Origin of the sequence: Komagataeibacter xylinus (genome assembly GCF_009834365.1) — a bacterium.
GTDB lineage: Bacteria > Pseudomonadota > Alphaproteobacteria > Acetobacterales > Acetobacteraceae > Komagataeibacter > Komagataeibacter xylinus_D.
On record NZ_CP041348.1, the window covers coordinates 2944026 to 2962142 of the forward strand.

23 protein-coding genes are annotated in these 18117 nt (G+C 61.5%); 15 read left to right on the forward strand and 8 right to left on the reverse strand.

Going from position 1 to position 18117, the window contains the following annotated elements:
• Positions 1-195 precede the first annotated feature (195 nt).
• Entirely contained in the window at positions 196-1302 is a 1107-nt protein-coding gene (locus tag FMA36_RS14230; protein ID WP_159262972.1) for a glycosyltransferase family 2 protein, read from the forward strand.
• Positions 1303-1367: 65 nt separating this feature from the next.
• Here FMA36_RS14230 and FMA36_RS14235 read toward each other — a convergent pair whose 3' ends face one another.
• The 5 genes from FMA36_RS14235 to FMA36_RS14255 all read right to left on the reverse strand — a co-directional run bounded on the left by FMA36_RS14235 (position 1368) and on the right by FMA36_RS14255 (position 5545).
• Entirely contained in the window at positions 1368-1976 is a 609-nt protein-coding gene (locus FMA36_RS14235) for a class I SAM-dependent methyltransferase (protein ID WP_159262973.1), read from the reverse strand.
• Positions 1973-2701: a PIG-L deacetylase family protein gene (locus FMA36_RS14240; protein WP_159262974.1), complete on the reverse strand. Its 729-nt coding sequence runs from the start codon at positions 2699-2701 to the stop codon at positions 1973-1975. Before FMA36_RS14240 ends, FMA36_RS14235 begins: the two co-directional genes overlap by 4 nt.
• Positions 2698-3807, reverse strand: a complete 1110-nt coding sequence (locus FMA36_RS14245; RefSeq protein ID WP_159262975.1) for an acyl-CoA dehydrogenase family protein — start codon at positions 3805-3807, stop codon at positions 2698-2700. The genes FMA36_RS14240 and FMA36_RS14245 overlap by 4 nt, the downstream gene beginning before the upstream one ends.
• A gap of 149 nt (positions 3808-3956) precedes the next feature.
• Positions 3957-5330 carry a dGTP triphosphohydrolase gene (gene dgt, locus FMA36_RS14250; RefSeq protein WP_159262976.1) on the reverse strand — a complete coding sequence of 458 codons (1374 nt, stop codon included), beginning with the start codon at positions 5328-5330 and terminating at the stop codon, positions 3957-3959.
• A gap of 77 nt (positions 5331-5407) precedes the next feature.
• On the reverse strand, positions 5408-5545 hold the full coding sequence (locus FMA36_RS14255; RefSeq protein ID WP_159262977.1) for a hypothetical protein: 138 nt from the start codon (positions 5543-5545) through the stop codon (positions 5408-5410).
• Between the two features lie 539 nt (positions 5546-6084).
• Here FMA36_RS14255 and FMA36_RS14260 point away from each other — a divergent pair.
• From FMA36_RS14260 to FMA36_RS14275, 4 genes are all read left to right on the forward strand, one after another.
• On the forward strand, positions 6085-6570 hold the full coding sequence (locus tag FMA36_RS14260; protein ID WP_159262978.1) for a 2-thiouracil desulfurase family protein: 486 nt from the start codon (positions 6085-6087) through the stop codon (positions 6568-6570).
• A gap of 249 nt (positions 6571-6819) precedes the next feature.
• A complete protein-coding gene (locus tag FMA36_RS14265; RefSeq protein ID WP_159262979.1) occupies positions 6820-7005 on the forward strand; it encodes a hypothetical protein in 186 nt (61 codons plus the stop codon).
• Between the two features lie 125 nt (positions 7006-7130).
• Positions 7131-7448 carry a hypothetical protein gene (locus FMA36_RS14270; RefSeq protein ID WP_159262980.1) on the forward strand — a complete coding sequence of 106 codons (318 nt, stop codon included), beginning with the start codon at positions 7131-7133 and terminating at the stop codon, positions 7446-7448.
• Positions 7449-7535: 87 nt separating this feature from the next.
• Positions 7536-8189 (forward strand): thiopurine S-methyltransferase, encoded by a 654-nt coding sequence (locus FMA36_RS14275; RefSeq protein ID WP_159262981.1) that lies wholly within the window; start codon positions 7536-7538, stop codon positions 8187-8189.
• Positions 8190-8205: 16 nt separating this feature from the next.
• Here the strand turns inward: FMA36_RS14275 and FMA36_RS14280 are convergent, their stop codons facing one another.
• Positions 8206-8442: a hypothetical protein gene (locus FMA36_RS14280; protein ID WP_159262982.1), complete on the reverse strand. Its 237-nt coding sequence runs from the start codon at positions 8440-8442 to the stop codon at positions 8206-8208.
• A 218-nt stretch (positions 8443-8660) separates the two neighbouring features.
• On the opposite strand from FMA36_RS14280, the gene FMA36_RS14285 reads away from it, so the two are divergent.
• Positions 8661-9623 (forward strand): sensor histidine kinase, encoded by a 963-nt coding sequence (locus FMA36_RS14285; protein ID WP_159262983.1) that lies wholly within the window; start codon positions 8661-8663, stop codon positions 9621-9623.
• A gap of 183 nt (positions 9624-9806) precedes the next feature.
• Complete coding sequence (wrbA, locus tag FMA36_RS14290; RefSeq protein ID WP_159262984.1) at positions 9807-10406, forward strand: NAD(P)H:quinone oxidoreductase; 600 nt, start codon at positions 9807-9809, stop codon at positions 10404-10406.
• A gap of 47 nt (positions 10407-10453) precedes the next feature.
• Here wrbA and FMA36_RS14295 read toward each other — a convergent pair whose 3' ends face one another.
• On the reverse strand, positions 10454-11380 hold the full coding sequence (locus FMA36_RS14295) for a LysR family transcriptional regulator (protein WP_159262985.1): 927 nt from the start codon (positions 11378-11380) through the stop codon (positions 10454-10456).
• Between the two features lie 182 nt (positions 11381-11562).
• Here FMA36_RS14295 and FMA36_RS14300 point away from each other — a divergent pair, with 182 nt between their 5' ends.
• The 7 genes from FMA36_RS14300 (at position 11563) to FMA36_RS14325 (ending at position 17247) form a co-directional block, all read left to right on the forward strand.
• Positions 11563-12264, forward strand: a complete 702-nt coding sequence (locus tag FMA36_RS14300; protein ID WP_159262986.1) for a pirin family protein — start codon at positions 11563-11565, stop codon at positions 12262-12264.
• Between the two features lie 84 nt (positions 12265-12348).
• Positions 12349-13035, forward strand: a complete 687-nt coding sequence (locus FMA36_RS14305; RefSeq protein ID WP_240906383.1) for a phosphoribosyltransferase — start codon at positions 12349-12351, stop codon at positions 13033-13035.
• 78 nt (positions 13036-13113) lie between these two features.
• Positions 13114-14136 (forward strand): MYG1 family protein, encoded by a 1023-nt coding sequence (locus tag FMA36_RS14310; protein WP_159262987.1) that lies wholly within the window; start codon positions 13114-13116, stop codon positions 14134-14136.
• 404 nt (positions 14137-14540) lie between these two features.
• Positions 14541-14675, forward strand: coding sequence for a hypothetical protein (locus tag FMA36_RS19770; RefSeq protein WP_276612584.1), 135 nt, complete (start codon positions 14541-14543; stop codon positions 14673-14675).
• 169 nt (positions 14676-14844) lie between these two features.
• Positions 14845-15018, forward strand: a complete 174-nt coding sequence (locus FMA36_RS14315) for a hypothetical protein (protein ID WP_159262988.1) — start codon at positions 14845-14847, stop codon at positions 15016-15018.
• A gap of 107 nt (positions 15019-15125) precedes the next feature.
• Positions 15126-15986 carry an SDR family oxidoreductase gene (locus tag FMA36_RS14320; protein WP_159262989.1) on the forward strand — a complete coding sequence of 287 codons (861 nt, stop codon included), beginning with the start codon at positions 15126-15128 and terminating at the stop codon, positions 15984-15986.
• Complete coding sequence (locus FMA36_RS14325; protein ID WP_159262990.1) at positions 15979-17247, forward strand: D-mannose isomerase; 1269 nt, start codon at positions 15979-15981, stop codon at positions 17245-17247. The genes FMA36_RS14320 and FMA36_RS14325 overlap by 8 nt, the downstream gene beginning before the upstream one ends.
• On the opposite strand, the gene FMA36_RS19905 is transcribed toward FMA36_RS14325, so the two are convergent.
• Positions 17244-17435: a CPCC family cysteine-rich protein gene (locus tag FMA36_RS19905; RefSeq protein ID WP_159262991.1), complete on the reverse strand. Its 192-nt coding sequence runs from the start codon at positions 17433-17435 to the stop codon at positions 17244-17246. The two genes, FMA36_RS14325 and FMA36_RS19905, sit on opposite strands and share 4 nt — an antisense overlap.
• A 175-nt stretch (positions 17436-17610) precedes the next feature.
• On the opposite strand from FMA36_RS19905, the gene FMA36_RS19910 reads away from it, so the two are divergent.
• Entirely contained in the window at positions 17611-17847 is a 237-nt protein-coding gene (locus FMA36_RS19910) for a hypothetical protein (protein ID WP_159262992.1), read from the forward strand.
• The last annotated feature ends 270 nt before the right edge of the window (positions 17848-18117 follow it).

Sequence of the window (18117 nt, forward strand, 5' to 3'; positions counted from 1 at the left end):
CTTATAAGAAATATATTTTTATTTAAATTGTGCATAATACCATCAGTCCGGGCATTCTCTTTCCTGCAATGGGCTGTCATACCCGACCCTCATCATTTCAGGGCATCACGACATGCCCTTTCCCGCTCAGTGGCTGCCCATGAAACCGGGCCGACCCATCGGGCGTTTAATGTTCTCCCTGCCCACAGGTGCCCCATGCAGCCTGACCGCCCCCTTGTTGCGGCCATTCCCGTGCGGAACGAGGCTGAGCGCATCGGCCCCTGCCTGCGCGCCCTCGCCCGCCAGCACGCCACCCACCTGACCCATGTGGTGCTGCTGCTTAACAACTGCACTGATACGACATTATCCACCGTACGGACCTTGAGCGGCAGCCTGCCTTTTGCCCTTCACGTGGTTGAACGCACCTATCCGCCCCCGATTGCTCATGCCGGTACCGCACGCCGCGCGGCTATGACATGCGCGGCTGAGCTTGCCGGGCCGGAGGGCATCGTGCTCACCACCGATGCTGATGCCGTGGCGGCACCTGACTGGCTGGCGCATACGCTTGCCGCTTTTGCCAAGGGGGCTGATGCCGTATGTGGCCGCGCGTTGATCGACCCGGTGGAAGCCACCCGCCTGCCCGCCTGCCTGCATGCAGATGATCGGGCGGAAACCGCCTATGCCACCATGCTCGACCGGATTCATGACCTTGCCGACCCTGATCCGCATGATCCATGGCCTCGGCATGTCGAGCATTCGGGAGCCAGCATTGCGGTGCGGGTTGGCCTGTACCACAAAGCAGGCGGCATTCCCGCCGTGCCACTCGGCGAGGACCGGGGGTTCCTGGCTGCCCTGCGCCGCGTGGATGCCGCCATCCGCCACGCGCCGGATGTGTGGGTGAGCGTATCAGGCCGGATTGCAGGCCGCGCGCGCGGTGGCATGGCCGATACCATGGCCCGCCGCATGATACGGCAGGATGAAATGCTTGATGAAAGCCTGGAGCCCGCCATGACCTCCCTGCACCGTGCCCAGGCTCGCGCGGCCTTGCGCCCGTTATGGGGCCGACCCGTGCGCCATGGTCTGTGGCGGGCACGGGCCGAAAACCTTGCGCGTCAATTGATGCTGCCCTCCGCTATCCTGATCGAAATCAGTGCAGAACCGTTTTTTGGCCTGGCATGGGACAGGCTTGAAGCCGCAAGCCCCCTTCTGCGCCGCCGGCCTGTCAGGCGTGCTGGCCTTGCGGCTGAACACCAGCAGGCGGCGCGGATTGTGCTGCGCCTGTTGCAGGCACAGACTCCGGTTCTGCCTGCACTTGATGGATGATGGCGGGATAAAACAGCATTCTTTGAAGTTTTTTGGAAAAAGCTTCACCAAAAAACTTCAGTTTTTTATTGATAATCTGCTTTTGCAACATGGCCCAGCATGTCCAGCCGGTAATGCGCATGATGTCGGGCATATGTCACCTGTAGCCCGGCGGCAAGGCAGGTTGCGATGAAGTGGCGGGCGGCTTCGTTGCCATCGCATGGCGTGTCGGTCGGGCCAGTCCAGTTGACCAGCACGATCGGGGCTTCTGCCTGCCGCACACGCAGGCAATGGGTAGCAAGCCGCGCAATATCGGCGCGTGAGAGGAAATACAGCAGTTCCGAAATAATGATCAGGTCACACGACGCCGCTGGCAGATCAGGAAAGTCATCAGGCAACTGCCCCCGATAAAACGTCACCCCCTCCAGCCCTGCGCAGCGGCGTCGTGCCTGCGCAAGGGCGGCTTCGGCCACATCCACAGCCAGCAGGTGATCGCATTGCCGTGCCAGGCGGGCCGTCATGACACCGATGGAACACCCGAGTTCCAGCGCATGATGGAACCGCCGGCCTGCAAGCAGGGTAAGGGTGTGGCGGTATTTGTCGCGCTCATACGGGCGGCTTCCCACTCCCCACGGGTCAGAACTGACTGTATGAATGCGCTCGAACACGGCCCGCGGCCAGCTTGACCCGCTCATGGCGCCAGAAAAACCTCAAAATCCGTTATCAAAGCCGCCAGCAGGCTGGCTGGCAGGCTGAAGCCGGTGGGGTCATCGGTAATCAGGCCGCCATACTGGCTTTCATGCTGGCTGACGGCATGGGCCTTGAGGGCACGGTAGGGCGTGATGTCCAGCCGCATCCCCACGGGCGGCGCAAGGTCAAGCTCCGTCTCCGCCCCCACAAGCCAGCCCCAGACCGGATAGGTGAGCAGCGCAAGGGCATGATGATGGTGCAGGGCAAGGCCCATTTTCCATACCGCTTCATGATCGCAATGCGGATCAAGCCGCGACGGCGCAAAAACCGTGCTGCAGCCATGCTGCACGGCCAGACCGGCCAGATCCCGCACAAGGTGGTCAAAAACCGGCCCCTCATGCGCGGTGGCTGCATCAGGCTGGTCGAGGAATACAACCCGCTCCGGTCCCAGCCCCAGACAGGTCAGCGCGCGCAGGGCCTCTTGTCGCCGCTGTTCGCGCAGCCGTACTGCAGGCCACTGGCGCGAGTGGGGGTGCGAGGCCGCGCCATCGGTCACGATAACGACCATCGGCGGGCATCCGGCCCGGCAGCACGCGGCAATCAGGCCTCCACAACCCAGGCTTTCATCATCGGCATGCGGGGCAAGGATGAGCGCCGTGCCGGGCGCAATAATGGGCAGCGGAGCCAGCGGCAGGTCGCGCCACGCCGCATGCAGGCTGGCGGCCTTCATGCCAGTGCCTCCGTGGGTGGCAGGTCGCGCTGCGTGAACCATGAAGCCGCCGCGCATAATGTTTCATCCGGGGCGGGCTGGCGCAGGTAGGTGGCCAGATCGCGGGTCAGCCGTTCCGCCACGTTCGTCTTGATGAAGGCCGAAAGCCCCAGCCCGCGCTGGACCAGTTCAATCACCTCCAGCCCCGCCTGCTCGACTGCAATCCGCGCCAGATCGACGGTGGCGGTGATGTCACCCGCCTCGTAGCGGTCCTGCACGGTCGCGACCAGCGCGGCCTTGCGTGTCCAGTCCATGGCGGTCTGAGCCGCGATCAGCGCCCGGCCGATGCGCGCCTGCTGAGCGGGAGCCCGGGCCCGCTCGCGTTCGGCAAGCTGCTCGCGCAGTACGGTGGTGAGCCGTTCGATCCCGCCAAGGGCCACGGCCATGGGCCGCCATGCCCCAGCTGAAAATTCCGGCTGCCGCAGATAGTCACCTGCCTGCCCGATCAGGCTTTCCGGGGTTACGGGCAGCCCCTCGAAATCGCACTGCCCCGTGCCTGCCCCCCGCATGCCGCTCAGCCCGCCAATGGAAGGATGGATGACGCAGCCCTGCTCCACGCCTACAAGCAGCATAACCGTCGTGCCCGCCTGCGTGCGCGCCGTTACCAGCGCCTGTGTCACATGGCCTGCGCCGGAGGCAAAAGCCTTCTGCCCGCGCAGGATCAGGCCCTGCGCGGTCTGTTCCAGATGCAGGGGATGCGCGCCATCGGTCACCCATACGCCAAGCAGCGCACCCTCGTGCACATCGGCAGCAACAGAAGCGCGCTGGGCCGGAGAGCCGTAACGAATGACAAGGCGCAGCGCGTTGACATGCCCCTCCACCACGCGGCCAAGTGCAAGGCTGCCCTGCCCCACCAGCCGCAACAGGCGCAGCAGGCCCGTGGCGGCCTCAGGCGCTGCATCGGGCCAGCAGCCGCCAGACGCCAGTGGTAATGCTGCTGAAAGGACGCCAAGCGCCCGCAGTCGCGCCAAGCCATGCGTGGGGAAAACCGCCTGCGGGTCATTCGCGCTGGCTTCTGCCTCGAGTTCTGCGCGGCAGGCCACCAGGGCTTCAAAGGGAAAACTCATGCAGGCACGCTCCGTATTCCCGAAAAAACAGGAAAACGTAGCAACCGGATCAACCCGTCAGCACCTCTTCCCTGCCTTCACAAACAGCGCCGGAGCGTAATTGGTTCCCCACCGGATCGCGCACGTCACGCCCTGCTCCGCCAGTCAGGCTAGCGCCGCCCGATCATGTCCGCCACTTTCACGGCATAGCGATCTGTCATGCCTGATACGAAATCAGTCAGGGCATGCAGGGCGTCATAGGCATTGGTGACATGGGCAACCGGCAGCCGCAGGGCACGCACCAACTGCGCATGATAGGCGCTCAGCCCGGCGCAGTCCCATTCCACGGCCCGCAATTCGTTGAAGAGGGGCAGGAGACCATCAAGAATGCGGTAGACGACATTGCGCCCGTAAACCTCGAGTTCCGTCTTGCGCGCTGCGTTGAAGATCTCGGTCCGCGCCACCTGCCTTATGTCCTGGAATTCTTTGCCAAGCCGCGAGGCCTCAACCAGTGAACGTGGGAAAGTACCATCCATGATGGCCGCGTAATTCTCACGAAAGGCATCCACGCAGGCCCCGATCGCGCCGCTGATGGCCTTGGCGCGGTATATCGAGACAATATCGGCACGGCTGCGTTCAGGATACTCCTTGCGCGAGCGGGCCGTGAGCGCGCCAAGCAGGTTGGTTACCACCTCGAAGCTGATATCTTCCGAAAGGTAGGCATCTTCAAGGTCCATGATATTGTAGCAGATATCGTCCGCCGCCTCCATCAGGAAGGCCAGCGGGTGCCGCCGCCACCAGAAGCCAATGATCTGCCCGCTGGCATCATGCACATCCGTGCGCCGGAGGCCGAGTTCAGCTGCGACATGCGCGAAGGTGGGCACGTCATTTTCAAAAAAACCGTATTTCTTGAGGCCAATATAGGCCGTGCCGTCCACCATGCCCCCAGCTCCCGCCTCCAGCCGGACAGGCGCTGAAACCGGATATTTGGTAAAGGCCCCAAGCGAGCCCAGCGCAAGCCGCATGCCGCCTTTGTTCCGGTACATCTCGGTGCGGGTAAGGATGCGAAAACCCTGCGCGTTGCCCTCAAAGGCATTGAATTCGACACGCTGCGCAGGCGGGATATCGCTCATGATATCGCGGTCTGCTGCAAATTTTTCCTTGAACCATGACCCGATGGCTTCTTCACCGGAATGGCCAAAAGGCGGGTTGCCGATATCATGCGCCATGCACGCCGTCTGTACGAGGCCCGCCACGACCTTGACCTGATCAGCCGTGAGGGCCTTGAGGTCATCGGCCAGCCACGACCCCACTTCGGTGCCCAGCGAGTGCCCCACTGTCGCGGCCTCAAGACTGTGGATCAGGCGATGGTGCACATGGTCATTATCATAAAGCGGATGAACCTGGGTCTTGTTCGCCAGCCTGCGAAACGGCGGCGAGAACAGAATGCGGTCCATGTCCTGCATATAGGCGGGGCGGTGCTTTTCCTGCCTGTAGTCGGGGTCGTTGAGGCGTTCGGTCCTGAGAAGCGTGTTCCACTGCATGCCCGGTCAATCCCTGGTGGCAACATGCGGGCCATCATCCGTGCTGCCCCTGCCCCGGTCAAGCCACGGGCGCGCCTTTACTCATCCCCGCCCGAGCCGAACATGAATTCGATCGCCCACATGGCCAGCCGCATCACCGCCCATGTTAAAAAACACAGCAGGATGCCGTTACGGATTACTATGGAAATCTGATAAATCATATTCCACTGGGTCACGCGTCATTGTTCCTTCCAGCCAGGAATTCCTGCTTCGTGATATGCGTGTGCACGCTCACGCCTTGATTTACCAGCATTTACTACCTGATATCCTCTTGATCTGCCTGGTCAGGGCAGATGGATGCCAGAATATCACGGTGCCATCCGTCATATGATGTCCTGCCTTTCTGCCCCACCTGCATTGATGGCCACATGCAGGCAAGGCGCGTTGAATGTGGCCCTGCCCTCAAGGCCTTCCATGAGCTTACAGGCTGCATCCGCAAAAGTATATGTTTCGTTATCGAAACACCTGGCGCTGCAAGACGGGATGTCCTTTTCCAACAACGCTTTAACAGATGGTAGGGCTGCATTTTTTTCATGCGACATCGTGTCATAACAATCTTAGGCTTGGGCACATGTGTTGGTCGACACATCCGTGATGAAGAAAGACCGTGCGGCGGGAGTTTCGGCTCCCGCCGTTTCTGTTTCTGTGCCTCTTGCCTTGCCCGCGTGCTCCATGGCGGTTTTCCTTGCCGCCCGTTCGTGGCAGGGTGGGAAGCATGAAACCAAACCTGCTGATCAGTGGCTGCCTGGCGGGGCTGCCCGTGCGGTATGATGGCTCGGCCCGTCCCCTGATGGAACACAGCCTTGCGCGATGGCAGGCGGAAGGGCGTGTAACGGTCTGCTGCCCCGAAACGCAGGCCGGTCTCATGACCCCCCGCCCCCCGGCTGAAATTGTGCAGGGGCGCGATGGCGCGGCCGTGCTGGATGGGCTGGCCGAGGTGCATGAAGCGACCGGGCAGGATGTATCGGCCCCGTTCGTGGCAGGCGCGCATCTTGCGCTGGCCATGGCCCGGAAACATCACTGCATACTCGCACTGCTTATGGATGGCAGCCCTTCATGTGGCAGCAGCTTTATTTATAACGGCGCATTTACCGGCACGCGCCATGCCGGGATGGGGGTCACCGCAGCGCTCCTGCGCCGCCACGGAGTAGCCGTGTACGCGCCCGCGCAATTTGCGCTTGTTGCGGCCAGAATGGATTGAGTGTCGTCATGATGACAGGATCTGCCCTGCGTTACGTTCTGTCAGGCTTCTTTACACAGTGCTGCATGGGGGCGACGTATCATGGTGCCCGCGGCCCCGGCTTGCCCGGCCATCCACCTGGGCCGGGGTCGCACCCCCGGTCGCGTCTGATGCGTGTGCACGTGCCACAGTGCTTTTGCAGCCGGTAGCCGCTCTGTTATGCAATCGCGCCCTCCCAAGCTACCGCCACCTGATAAGATGCATGCCGCCATGCGTCTGGTCCCGCGCTTTTTCATGCTCCTTGCCTGTGTTGCATCACTGGCCGCCTGCGCCGATCACAACCCGCGCCTTGATGACAATGCGCGCGCAGCATCGGATCACGGCAATGGCGGCCCGCAGGGCGAGTGGGGCAGTTTGGGCGGTGGCTGGAGCGGGCCGGGTAACATGGGCTGGTAGGACCAGCTTTTATTGCTGCAAGATGAATAATATATAATCCATTTGAAACAAAAAATCGATATCCGCATATAATTCCGTAACATTGACCCCTTAAAAGTGCTGCAAACCCACGTGAGGTATTGCTCATGCTCAAAAGGATCACCATTGTGGCGTTGTCCGTCACGATGCTCGCGGCCATGCCCCGGCCTGCGGCCAGCCATAGCTATCATATCGGCCTGCCCTCGCGGCTACGGGCCCATAACCATGTCAATTCAGTCTATGGCTACATGGCGGGGCATAGTGCTGTCATTCCCACGGATAGCAGCCGTTACCGCAACATTGAAGCCAGATGCGAGGGCCGTTCGCTCGGCAATGATTATACGGCAACGACCATCGGGGTCAGCCAGGCCTCGCACCGCAACTTTTTTGCAGAATGCATGACACAGGCAGGCGCGTGGCGATAAAAGGCCCGGCGACAGGACCAGTCTGTTCACGCCAGAAGGAACGCGCTACCACAGGCAGCACTGTTGCAGGCAAAAAGGCATATATTGATGGATGAAGCGTTCTGGCAGGCGAAGTGGGAACGCGGCGAGACCGGCTTTCATGAACCCGCTCCCAATGCCCTGCTCACCCGCTATCTGCCCATTCTGCACCTGCCTGCAGGCGCGCGGGTTTTCGTGCCCCTGTGCGGCATGAGCCTCGATATTCACTGGCTGCTGGCCCGGGGCTACACGGTGGTGGGCAGCGAACTCAGCCGCATTGCCGTAACACGCCTTTTTGCAGCACTCGGCCTTGTGCCGCATGTCACACCCCTCGGCGCGCTTGAGCGTTTCGAGGCGGGAAAACTCTGCGTCTTTGTTGGCAATATCCTTGATCTTGCCCCGGAACAGCTTGGAGCAGTAGACGCCGTCTATGATCGCGCGGCGCTGATCGCCCTGCCCGCTCCCATGCGGGTGGCCTATGCCCGCCACCTCGTTGCCCTGACCCATGCCGCGCCGCAACTGCTCATTTGCCTGGAATATGACCCGTCATGCCGGGCGGGTCCACCCTTCGCGGTGGATGAAACGATGGTGCGCCAGTATTACGCCACGACATTCCTGCCAGCCCGCGTGGCACGGCACGCCGTGCCCGGCGGCCTTAAAGGCGCCTGCCCGGCATGGGAAAACGTGTGGACCCTCACGCCCCGGCCCGAGCCTGCACCGTAAACGCCACAGCCCGTCTTTACCTGCCCGACGGGCTGCCCGTTGCAATCCACAACACCAGCGCGGGGATGAAGAAATACAGCGCCGTGGCCGCCAGCATCCAGGGCATGAGAAAAGACATGTCAGTATGCAGCACGTAGTGGCAGACCAGATTGGCAAGTCCCAGCATGACCACAACGCACAGGCAGGCGCACAGATTCATCACCGGTGTGCGCTCCGCGTTGATCTGCCGGATGTATTCTATAATCGATCGCATGATTCCGCCTGTATCCGTATGGGTGCCGGGGCCGTATCCGGCCGGGCCAGAGGAAGGCCCGGAACCATGATGGTGCGCGCATTCACGCCCGGCCCCCGTGTTGCCCCTTCTATAAAGCCCGCGGGGCCGGAAGTCACTTCCATGAACAGGCACATGCACGAACCGCCTCCCCGATTGAGTGCCTTCCGCCGATGGTTTTTTTGCTATAACGTGTATGCATGTTAACACGTGCTTCGCTTACGGCCACGGATCTCGCTCGCGTCCTTGAACAGAGCACGGATTGCGTCAAACTGCTTGACTGCAATGGCAACCTGATCTGGATGAATGCCAATGGCCTGTGCGCCATGGAAATTGACTCCTTTACGCAGGTTGCAGGCACACAATGGGCCGGGTTATGGCCCGATGCACTCCAGCCCGATATAGAAAGCGCCTTCCGATCCGCCCGTCTGGGCGAGACCGCCCGTTTTCGCGGGGCCTGCCCCACTGCCAAAAACGACCCGCGCTGGTGGGAAGTCAGCATAACGCAGGTATGCGATGATGGCGGCAGGCCAATCGGCTTTCTGAGCATATCGCGCGATGTGACCCAGGCCGAGAACGACCGCGAAGCCCTGCGGGTGATGATCGGGGAAATGCGCCACCGCCTGCGCAACAGCTATACCATCGTGTGCAGCCTCCTGCGCCGCTTTGCCGGTCATGACCCCCGGCTTGGTGAATTCGTGGCGGATATGGAGCAGCGTATCATGGCGCTGGCCCGCGCGCAGTCCCTGTTTGATGATGACACAACGGCAGCCGACCTGCGGGAACTGATCGAAGTGCTGGTCACCCCCTTCTTCGGTGCGGCGGAAGACTGTTTCACGCTTGATATTCCCCCTGACGTCAGCCTTGACCGCCGCACGGCCGATGCCGTGGCGCTGGTGATCGGGGAATTATGCGTCAATTCAGCCAAATACGGCGCGGTCAGCACGGGTGGGTGCATCAGCCTGCACTGGCGGGGCAAGCCGGGCGAAGTGCGGCTGGAATGGGTGGAACATGCAGCCCAGCCCGCTCTGACAACACCCGGCGCGCACGGGCAGGGCCTGCGTCTGATCAGCCGTATCGTCAAGGCCTGCTCGGGCACGTTCGACATGCAGTGGCGTGCAGACGGGGTCACGGCAACCATGTTCCTGCCTCTGCCCTCATAAATTTTGTCGCTTATTATCAATAATTTGTTTGAAAATGCATTTCTGCCCGCAGGCAGCTTTCAACTCCCGGAAACGAAGCGTTTCCAATTTTGGCGTATCGGCAGGCCCATTGAGCCGTATTGTTAAGGCTCCTGCCGGGCAGATCCGGTAAGGCAGCATGCAACATAGCGGAAGGTCATGATCATGCCCAAGGTTCTCGTACTGTATTACTCATCCTACGGCCATGTGGAAACGATGGCCCACGCCGTGGCCGAAGGCGTGCGCGAGGCCGGGCTGGAGGCCGTGGTCAAGCGCGTGCCTGAACTCGTGCCTGAAGATGTAGCCAAAAACCACCATTTCAAGACAGAGCAGAGCGCCCCTCTCGCCACTACGGCGGAACTGCCGGAGTATGACGCAATCATCGTGGGCGCGCCCACCCGTTTTGGTCGCCTGCCCTCGCAGATGGCCAATTTCTGGGACCAGACCGGCGGCCTGTGGCTCAAGGGCGCGCTGGTCGGCAAGGTGGGCGCGGTGTTCACCTCCACCGCATCGCAGCATGGCGGGCAGGAAACCACGCTGTTCTCGCTTATGTCGAACCTTTTGCACCACGGCATGGTCATTACCGGCCTGCCCTACAGCTTTCAGGGCCAACTCAGGGTGGATGAAGTCACCGGCGGCGCGCCTTACGGCGCCACCACCATCGCGGCAGGCGACGGCTCGCGTCAGCCCAGCCCCACCGAGCTTGATGGCGCGCATTATCTTGGCCAGCACGTGGCCGGGCTCGCGCGCAAGCTCACTGCCTGATCCGGCCTCCCCCCCCGGCCCGTTGCGCCGGGGGAAACTCCTGCTGCTCAAGGGCAGCCGCTTTCCTGCGCCCAGGGTGGATGACCAAAGGCGCCCACCAGATAATCAATAAACGCATTGACCCGGATGGGCCGCAGCCCGCTTGAGGGCGTGATCAGGTACAGGCCCACCGGCGGGGCTTCCCAGCCGGGCAACATGCGCACGAAGCGGCCTGCCTTCAGCCCCTCCCACACCATGAATTCGGGGAACAGCCCAAACCCCAGCCCCGCCTCGAGCGCGGGCAGGAAACCGGCCGCATTATCGGCCCTGAGCCGTGCTGTTTGCGAGAGCACGAATTCCCGGCCATCGCTTTCATGGTGCAGGCGGAGCATGCCCGGGGCTGCGGTATTGGTATAGACAAAGCTCTTGTGCCGCGCGAGCGCGCGCGGATGTTCCGGCGCGCCAATCTGCGCCAGATAGTCAGGCGTGCATACCAGCGCCAGCCGCACGCTGCACAGCCGCCGGGCGCGCAGCGACGAATCAGCCAGCGACGCGATCCGTAGCGCCAGATCGTAGCCGCCTGCCACCAGATCAACCAGCGCATCGCTGTAATCGATGGTGAGGTCGATTTCGGGGTAGTGCCGCAGGAATTCGGGCAGCACGGGGGCCAGGTGCTGTATGCCAAAGGTCATGGGGGCGGCCATGCGGATCAGCCCCGAAGGCGCGCGCGTGCCGCCGCGGGCCTGTGTCTCGGCGGCCTCGGCTTCGGCCACGATCGTGCTGGCATGGCCAAGCAGCATGCGCCCGGTCTCGGTCAGCGACATCTGGCGCGAATTGCGGTTGAACAGGGCCACGCCAAGCGACTGCTCAAGCCGGCTGATGGCCTTCGATACAGTGGGCTTGGAGAGCTGTATGTCCTCTGCCGCACGGGCAAACGAGCCGCGTTCCGCCACTTTTGCAAAAATGGCCCAGGCCTCGAAATCCGGCAGTCTCATAGGCAAACTCGGGAAAGGGTGCGCGCCATATGTTTCCCTAACTTATCTGCGTGTTCCTGTCTCTACCCCGCCCTGGCATGCATAAAGGATGCAAAAATGGGAAACGAAAGGTTTCATTCATTTCCATATAAACGCCAGCTTCGGTCCGATACCATGAGGGCAACAGAAAAAGAAGAAACCCGATGATCGAAGTCCGACCCTTTGGCCTGCTGGGCCACGCCGACCATGGCTGGCTTGATGCACGGCATCATTTCTCGTTTGCGGGGTATCATGATCCCGCCCGCATGCACTGGGGCGCATTGCGGGTATGGAATGACGACATGATCGCACCTGGCACCGGCTTTGGCACCCATCCACACCGGGATATGGAAATCATCACCTTCGTGCGTGAAGGGGCCATTACTCATACCGACAGCCTGGGCAATACCGGGCGCACCGAGGCGGGCGATGTGCAGGTGATGTCGGCTGGCACCGGCATCCGCCACAGCGAATACAACCGCGACGCGGTGGCCACGCGCCTGTTCCAGATCTGGATCATGCCCGACCGCGCGGGCCATGCGCCTTCATGGGGCACGCGGGCTTTTCCGCGCAATGAGCGGGCCGGGCAGTTCGTGGTGCTGGCCTCGGGGCGGCCGGGGGATGACGACGCCCTGCCCATCAATGCCGATGCCCGCGTGCTTGGTGCCACCCTGGCCAAAGGGCAGACAGCCACCTACACGCTGGGTGCGCAGCGTCTGGGCTACCTGGTGCCCGCGCGCGGCGCGGTGGAAATAGACGGCGTGCGGGTGGGCGAGCGTGACGGTGCGGCCCTGTCCGACATCGAGACCGTAAGCGTGCGCGCCCTTGAGGATGCCGAGATCATTCTGGTCGATACCATCGCCTGAACTGCCGGGGGTGTGTATCATGCAGGTCGGGGCGCAACACTGCGCCCCGACCTGACCCACACCATGACCGGGACTGATTGATCCGTGACCCTGCCTGCCTACCACGCCACATGGTCGCCTGATGGCGCACCCGCCGCTGCTCCGCCTTATGGTCAATCCTACCCGGTGCGGCTGCATGATGGCTCTACCCTCACCCTGCCGCTGCGCGCCCTGCCTGGCGGCGAGCAGGCCATTGCCCTGCTCATGGCCAACCAGACCAGCTTTGCGGTCGAACGCCAGTTCATCCGCCTGCTGGCCGAAATGATCAGCCCGCTGGCGCCCGAGGCGATCGTTGGGGTGCCCACCATGGGGCTGGCCTATGCCCGGCCCGTGGCAGAAAAGCTTGGCATGAATGATTACGTAGCGCTGGGGCACTCGCGTAAATTCTGGTACGATGACAGCCTTGCCATCCCGCTTACCTCCTCAACCAGCCCGGACCAGACAAAACACCTCTACCTTGACCCGGCACTGGTGGAACGCGTGCGCGGCAAGCGCGTGGTGGTGATTGATGATGTGCTCAATACCGGGCGCACGGCTGCGGCTGCCGTGCAACTGCTTGAGCGCGCGGGGGCATGCGTCGTGGCCATGGCAGCCGTGCTGACCGAAGGCTGGGCCTGGCGCGCAACGCTGGAGGCAGCCTGCCCCGGCACCGTCCCGCCGGTGCATGCACTGGGCCATATCCCGCTTTTTGCCAGGCAGGCCGATGGCTGGCACCCCCAGTCCGGCACCTGAAACTGCCCATTGTCTTGCTGGGGGGTTTGCGGCATGACGGCACTATCAAATTCACTTTTGCCCGCAGCAGGTCGCCTTATGTCAGAACACACGCCCATCGGTCTTGAAAACCCCACCGCTCCCGTCAGCGCGGTGACGCATTCAGGTAACTTCCACCTTGATGAGACGCTGGGCTATGTGATCCTGCATTATGCGCTTGCACCCGATGGTGACCTGCGCGGGCGCGTGATGGGCACCGGCCCAGACGGGCGGCTGACATTTGCGCGCACCCGCTCGCCCGAGCGCATTGCCGCAGCCGACATCGTTTTTGACGTGGGCGGAAAATACGACCCCGCCACAGGCCGCTACGACCACCACATGAAGGAAAAGCCCCTGCGCGAGGATGGCACGCCCTATAGCGCGGCCGGGCTTTTGTGGAAGGATTACGGCATGGCCGCCATCCGCAGCATCCTGAAAAATCCGGCGCCAGAACCCGAGGTTGCCGCCATCTGGCAGAGTCTTGACCGCTCGCTTGTGCTGCCTATCGACCTTGACGATAACGGCGTGACCAAGATGGGCAAGCTCTCGCTGGCCGATATCGTCTCCGCCTGTCGCCCCACATGGGATACGGTGGAGCTGTACGGCCCCGATGCCGCAAAAACCCGCGAGACCGAAGGCTTCGCCAACGCAGCGGTGGCGGTGGCGGGGCATCTTGTCAACATGATCGACCGCGTGCGCGCCAGCCTCAAGGCGGAAAGCCGCGTGCTCGCCGCCTATGCGCAGGCGGAGGACAAGCGCATCCTGCTCATGGAAACCGGCATGCCGACCGAGAAGGTCATTTTCGACCACGACCTGCCGGTTGTCTATGTCGTCTCCCCCGCCGCCCCCGATCGCTGGAACGTCAAGGCCATTCCGCCCGTACGCGGTGATTTTGGCCAGCGCGTCTCGCTGCCCGAGGCCTGGCGCGGCCTTGATGGCGCAACGCTGGCAAGCGTGTCAGGCGTTGCCGATGCGGTCTTTGCCCACCCCGCCCGCTTCATCTGCGGGGCGGCGAGCCGCGCGGGCGCGCTGAAAATGGCGCAGCTCGCCCTTGAGATCGACGCGGCACAGGCCAAGGGCTGAACCCGCATGCGGCCCTGAACCACAGGGCCGCACTTTACCGATCCACCAGCCGCCCTGTTGAAAAAGGCGGCACCTGAAGGCAGGCTTGCGTGCCCCCTTTAGAGGGCATGCACCTGACGATGCCACAAACGTGATGGAATGGCTCATCTATCCGGCCTTTTCCCTCTTTCCGGCAGTCCTGGTGCATCCCACGTCACCTCCATCGGGCGGGACATGTCCCCCCGTAAGGGAGGTTGCCATGAATATGGGCACACGTTACCGCACAAACCCCGGTGTCATGGATCTGGTCGGCATAGGCATGGTCCTGCTGACACTGGCGTTATGGTTATCCTTTATCTTCATATGAACACGGAGCCCGACAGGTACACCTGATCGGCAGCAAGCCCCGGATACAGGAGGCATCAATGAAGCTTAATCTACGGCGTGCCTTTAACACCGGCACGGACAACCCCGGCTATGCCAGCCGGTGGGACATCATGGGTCCGGCCCTGCTGGCCATTGCCTTCGCGCTCTCGACGGCGATGATCTTCTTTCTTTAAACAAAAGGTCTCTACGCCGGGCCTGCCGGGGCAGGAAAAGCCGGGCAGGCCCGTTTTGCACCGTTTGCTGTAAGACAAGACAGCCGGGTGTGATGCAGATATTCCTCTGCACCCGCCCAAACCTTCCGCCTCCTGCCACGTTGCCTGTCGGCAGTCACAGGAGATCCCCATGAGCCGGACCCTACAGATCCTCGCGATCCTTTCCCTTACCCTGTCCATGACCAGTTGCGCCGACGGCCGGCACCACCACCGCTACCATCGGGAATGGCAGGATGGTCATTACGATAATGGCTACAGCCCCCATGGCGCGCGCATGCGCGCAGGCTCCGGCGGGCGCTGGTAACACCAGGCCAGCGCAGGAAAATGCGCAGGCAACATCCCGTGCAGTGCGTGCGTTAGGTGGAGGCGGGGCAAGACCCTGCCCTTCCTCCACCATGACGGAGCGCATGCATGACCACCACCATCCCCCCCCAGAGCCAGCCCCACCAGCCCGGCGTAGAGCGGCTGATGAATCCGCAGGCCGAACATATCCGCGAGAGCTATCGCGGTAGTGGCAAGCTGAAGGGACGCCGAGCACTGGTCAGCGGCGGTGATAGCGGCATCGGGCGGGCTGCCGTGCTGCATTTTGCCCGCGAGGGTGCCGATGTGGCCATACTTTACCTTGAAGAAGATGAAGACGCACACGAGACGGTGCGCCTGGCCAAGGCTGAAGGTGTGCGCGCACTTGCCATACGCGGCAACGTAGCCAACAGCGCCGTATGTGATGATGCGGTCAGGCAGACCGTCGATACGCTGGGCGGCCTCGACATTGTGGTGAACAATGCAGGCGTGCAGTATGTCAGCGAAGACCTGACCGATATTACCGATGACATGTGGCAGCATCACATGGATGTGAATATCAACGGCTATTTCTACCTCACCCGCGCTGCCCTGCCACATCTGGGGCGTGACAGCGTCATCATCAACACGTCTTCCATCAATGCCTTTGCGGGCAATCCCTCGCTCGTAGCCTATACCACCACCAAGGCAGCCGAGATGGGCTTTACCCGCGCGCTGGCGCTACAGCTTGCGCCACAGGGCATCAGGGTAAATGCCGTTGCCCCCGGCCCGGTCTGGACCCCGCTGCAGCCCGCAAGCTGGGGGCCGGTTGACCCGGAATCCGTTGCCCATCTGGGTGACAAGACAGCCCTTGGCCGCGTGGGTCAGCCCAGTGAGTTAGGTCCGGCCTATGTGTATCTGGCAGCGCAGGATTCATCGTTCGTGACCGGGCAGACCCTGCACGTCAATGGCGGCATGATCGTCAATGGCTGAGCCGCTACCTGCCCTGATGCTGCCTGCCGCATCATGGCTGCGCCTTTCACCCCATCGCCGCTGGCTCGACATGCAGGGCCAGCGCCTGCTTGATTTCTCCAAGCCATCACGCGTGGCGCAGGGCTTCGCTGCCCTTGATGATGACGGCGCCCTGCCGCCGCCCGCCACGGCAGACAGCACGCTCAGCGCGCGCATGACCCATGTCTATGCCGTGGCTTCCGGGCGCGGCCTGCCGGGCTGCGGCCCGCTGGCCGCCCATGGCGTGGCCTGCCTGCTCGGCCCCCTGCGTGACCATGAGCATGATGGCTGGTTCCTGACACCTCCCACCAATGGCGCCCGCCCGTCGGATGCCCGCAAGCAGGCCTACCTGCATGCCTTTGTGGCCCTCGCCGCTTCATCCGCAACAGTTGCGGGTGTGCCGGAGGGGCGCATGCTGCTCGATGCGGCACTGAAGGTATGGGAAGACCATTTCTGGAGCGAGAAGGAAGGCGTCTTTCGTGAAAGCTTTGCCGCTGACTGGTCGGATGAGGAAAACTATCGCGGCGCCAACGCCAACATGCATTCAGTCGAGGCCTGCATGGCGGTGGCGGACGTAACGGGCAACCCCGTGTGGCGGCAACGCGCGCTGCGCGTGGTGGAGCGCTTCATCCATACGCTAGCCCGTGAGGCCGACTATTTCCTGCCCGAACATTACGACCGGAACTGGACGCTACTGCCCGACTACCACCGCGACACCCCGACTGACGCCCTGCGTCCCTATGGCATGACGCCGGGGCATTTCGTGGAATGGTCTCACCTGCTGCTCAAGCTGGAAGCCGCCCTGCTACGCACGCAGGGTCATGCCCCGCCGTGGCTTGTGGATGATGCGGTAGCGCTGTTCCACCGTGGCATGGAAACTGGCTGGGCGCGTGATGGCGCGCCGGGGCTGGTCTATACCATCGACTGGAACCACCAGCCCGTGGTGCATAACCGCCCCCACTGGTGTCAGGCCGAGGCCATGACTGCTGCCGCCGCCCTGCTCAAGCGCACGGGGCATGCGCAATATGAGCAATGGTACCGCACGATATGGAATTATATCGACCTTTACATGATCGATCGCAAACGCGGCGGCTGGATACAGGAACTCGACCAGCACAACCGGCCATCCGCCGTGGTCTATAAGGGCAAGGCTGATCTGTACCACGCCTGGCAGGCCACCCTCACGCCGCTGCTGCCGCTCGCGCCAAGCTTTGCTACGGCCATATCGTTACTGGAAAACTAGGGCCTGTTAGACTTTGAATGACAGGTTCTGGCCTGATTCAGGCTGAGAATGTTTGCCCCACCTGAAAAGTCCGGGTCTGCTGACTGCACGGGATCGTCTTCCCAATTACAGATCATACAGATTTCATAGTCGCCATATTCCGAGATGGTCAATGCTTCACAGCATGGACACGGTAGCAGTCCTGTCATTATCTGTTCCAATCATTCATTCCATAAATTGAATGGAAAACCGTTCTGTTTCCAGAAATTCCCTCATGATAACAGAATGTTTTCTGTAACACTTTTTTCAGGTGACATTTAAGGGTAAAGGATGTTGAATATTTTTTTACCGGTGGAGGCCGCCTTTATGATGACATCATAAAAATTGGCGATTTTTTCTGAACGTTTCTTTTCAAACAATACGTTTTTCAATGCACGTCAATATCAGGAACAGTGGCTTACACCATCTGAAAGGCTGTTCATAAACAGAAAAACCTATTTTCTGGTGAATGTGCATGATCCGGGCGTCGCAAATTTTTTTACGTTCTGGCCATATTACTTAATTGATGACATGGTTTATTGTTCAATAACAAAATCATTTTTCCCGATAAATATTGTCTAAATAAAACCGTCTCCTTCCAGACCAACCTGGAAGATATCAGATTTATTAATGAAGATGGTCTGAAGATTTCCACGTGGCGGACCGACCTGCACGCCATGCTGGGTTTCAGCACGAAAATGCACCGTCTTCTGGCCTGAAAAACCCAATTCATGCCATAGCCCCTTCGCCCGCCGGTGCAATGCCGTAACATAAAATTGCCGCAGGCACTCCCTCACACGGAGCAGACCGGGCTATAGTGGCGGACAGAACCAGTCCGCAAGCATCCGGGTG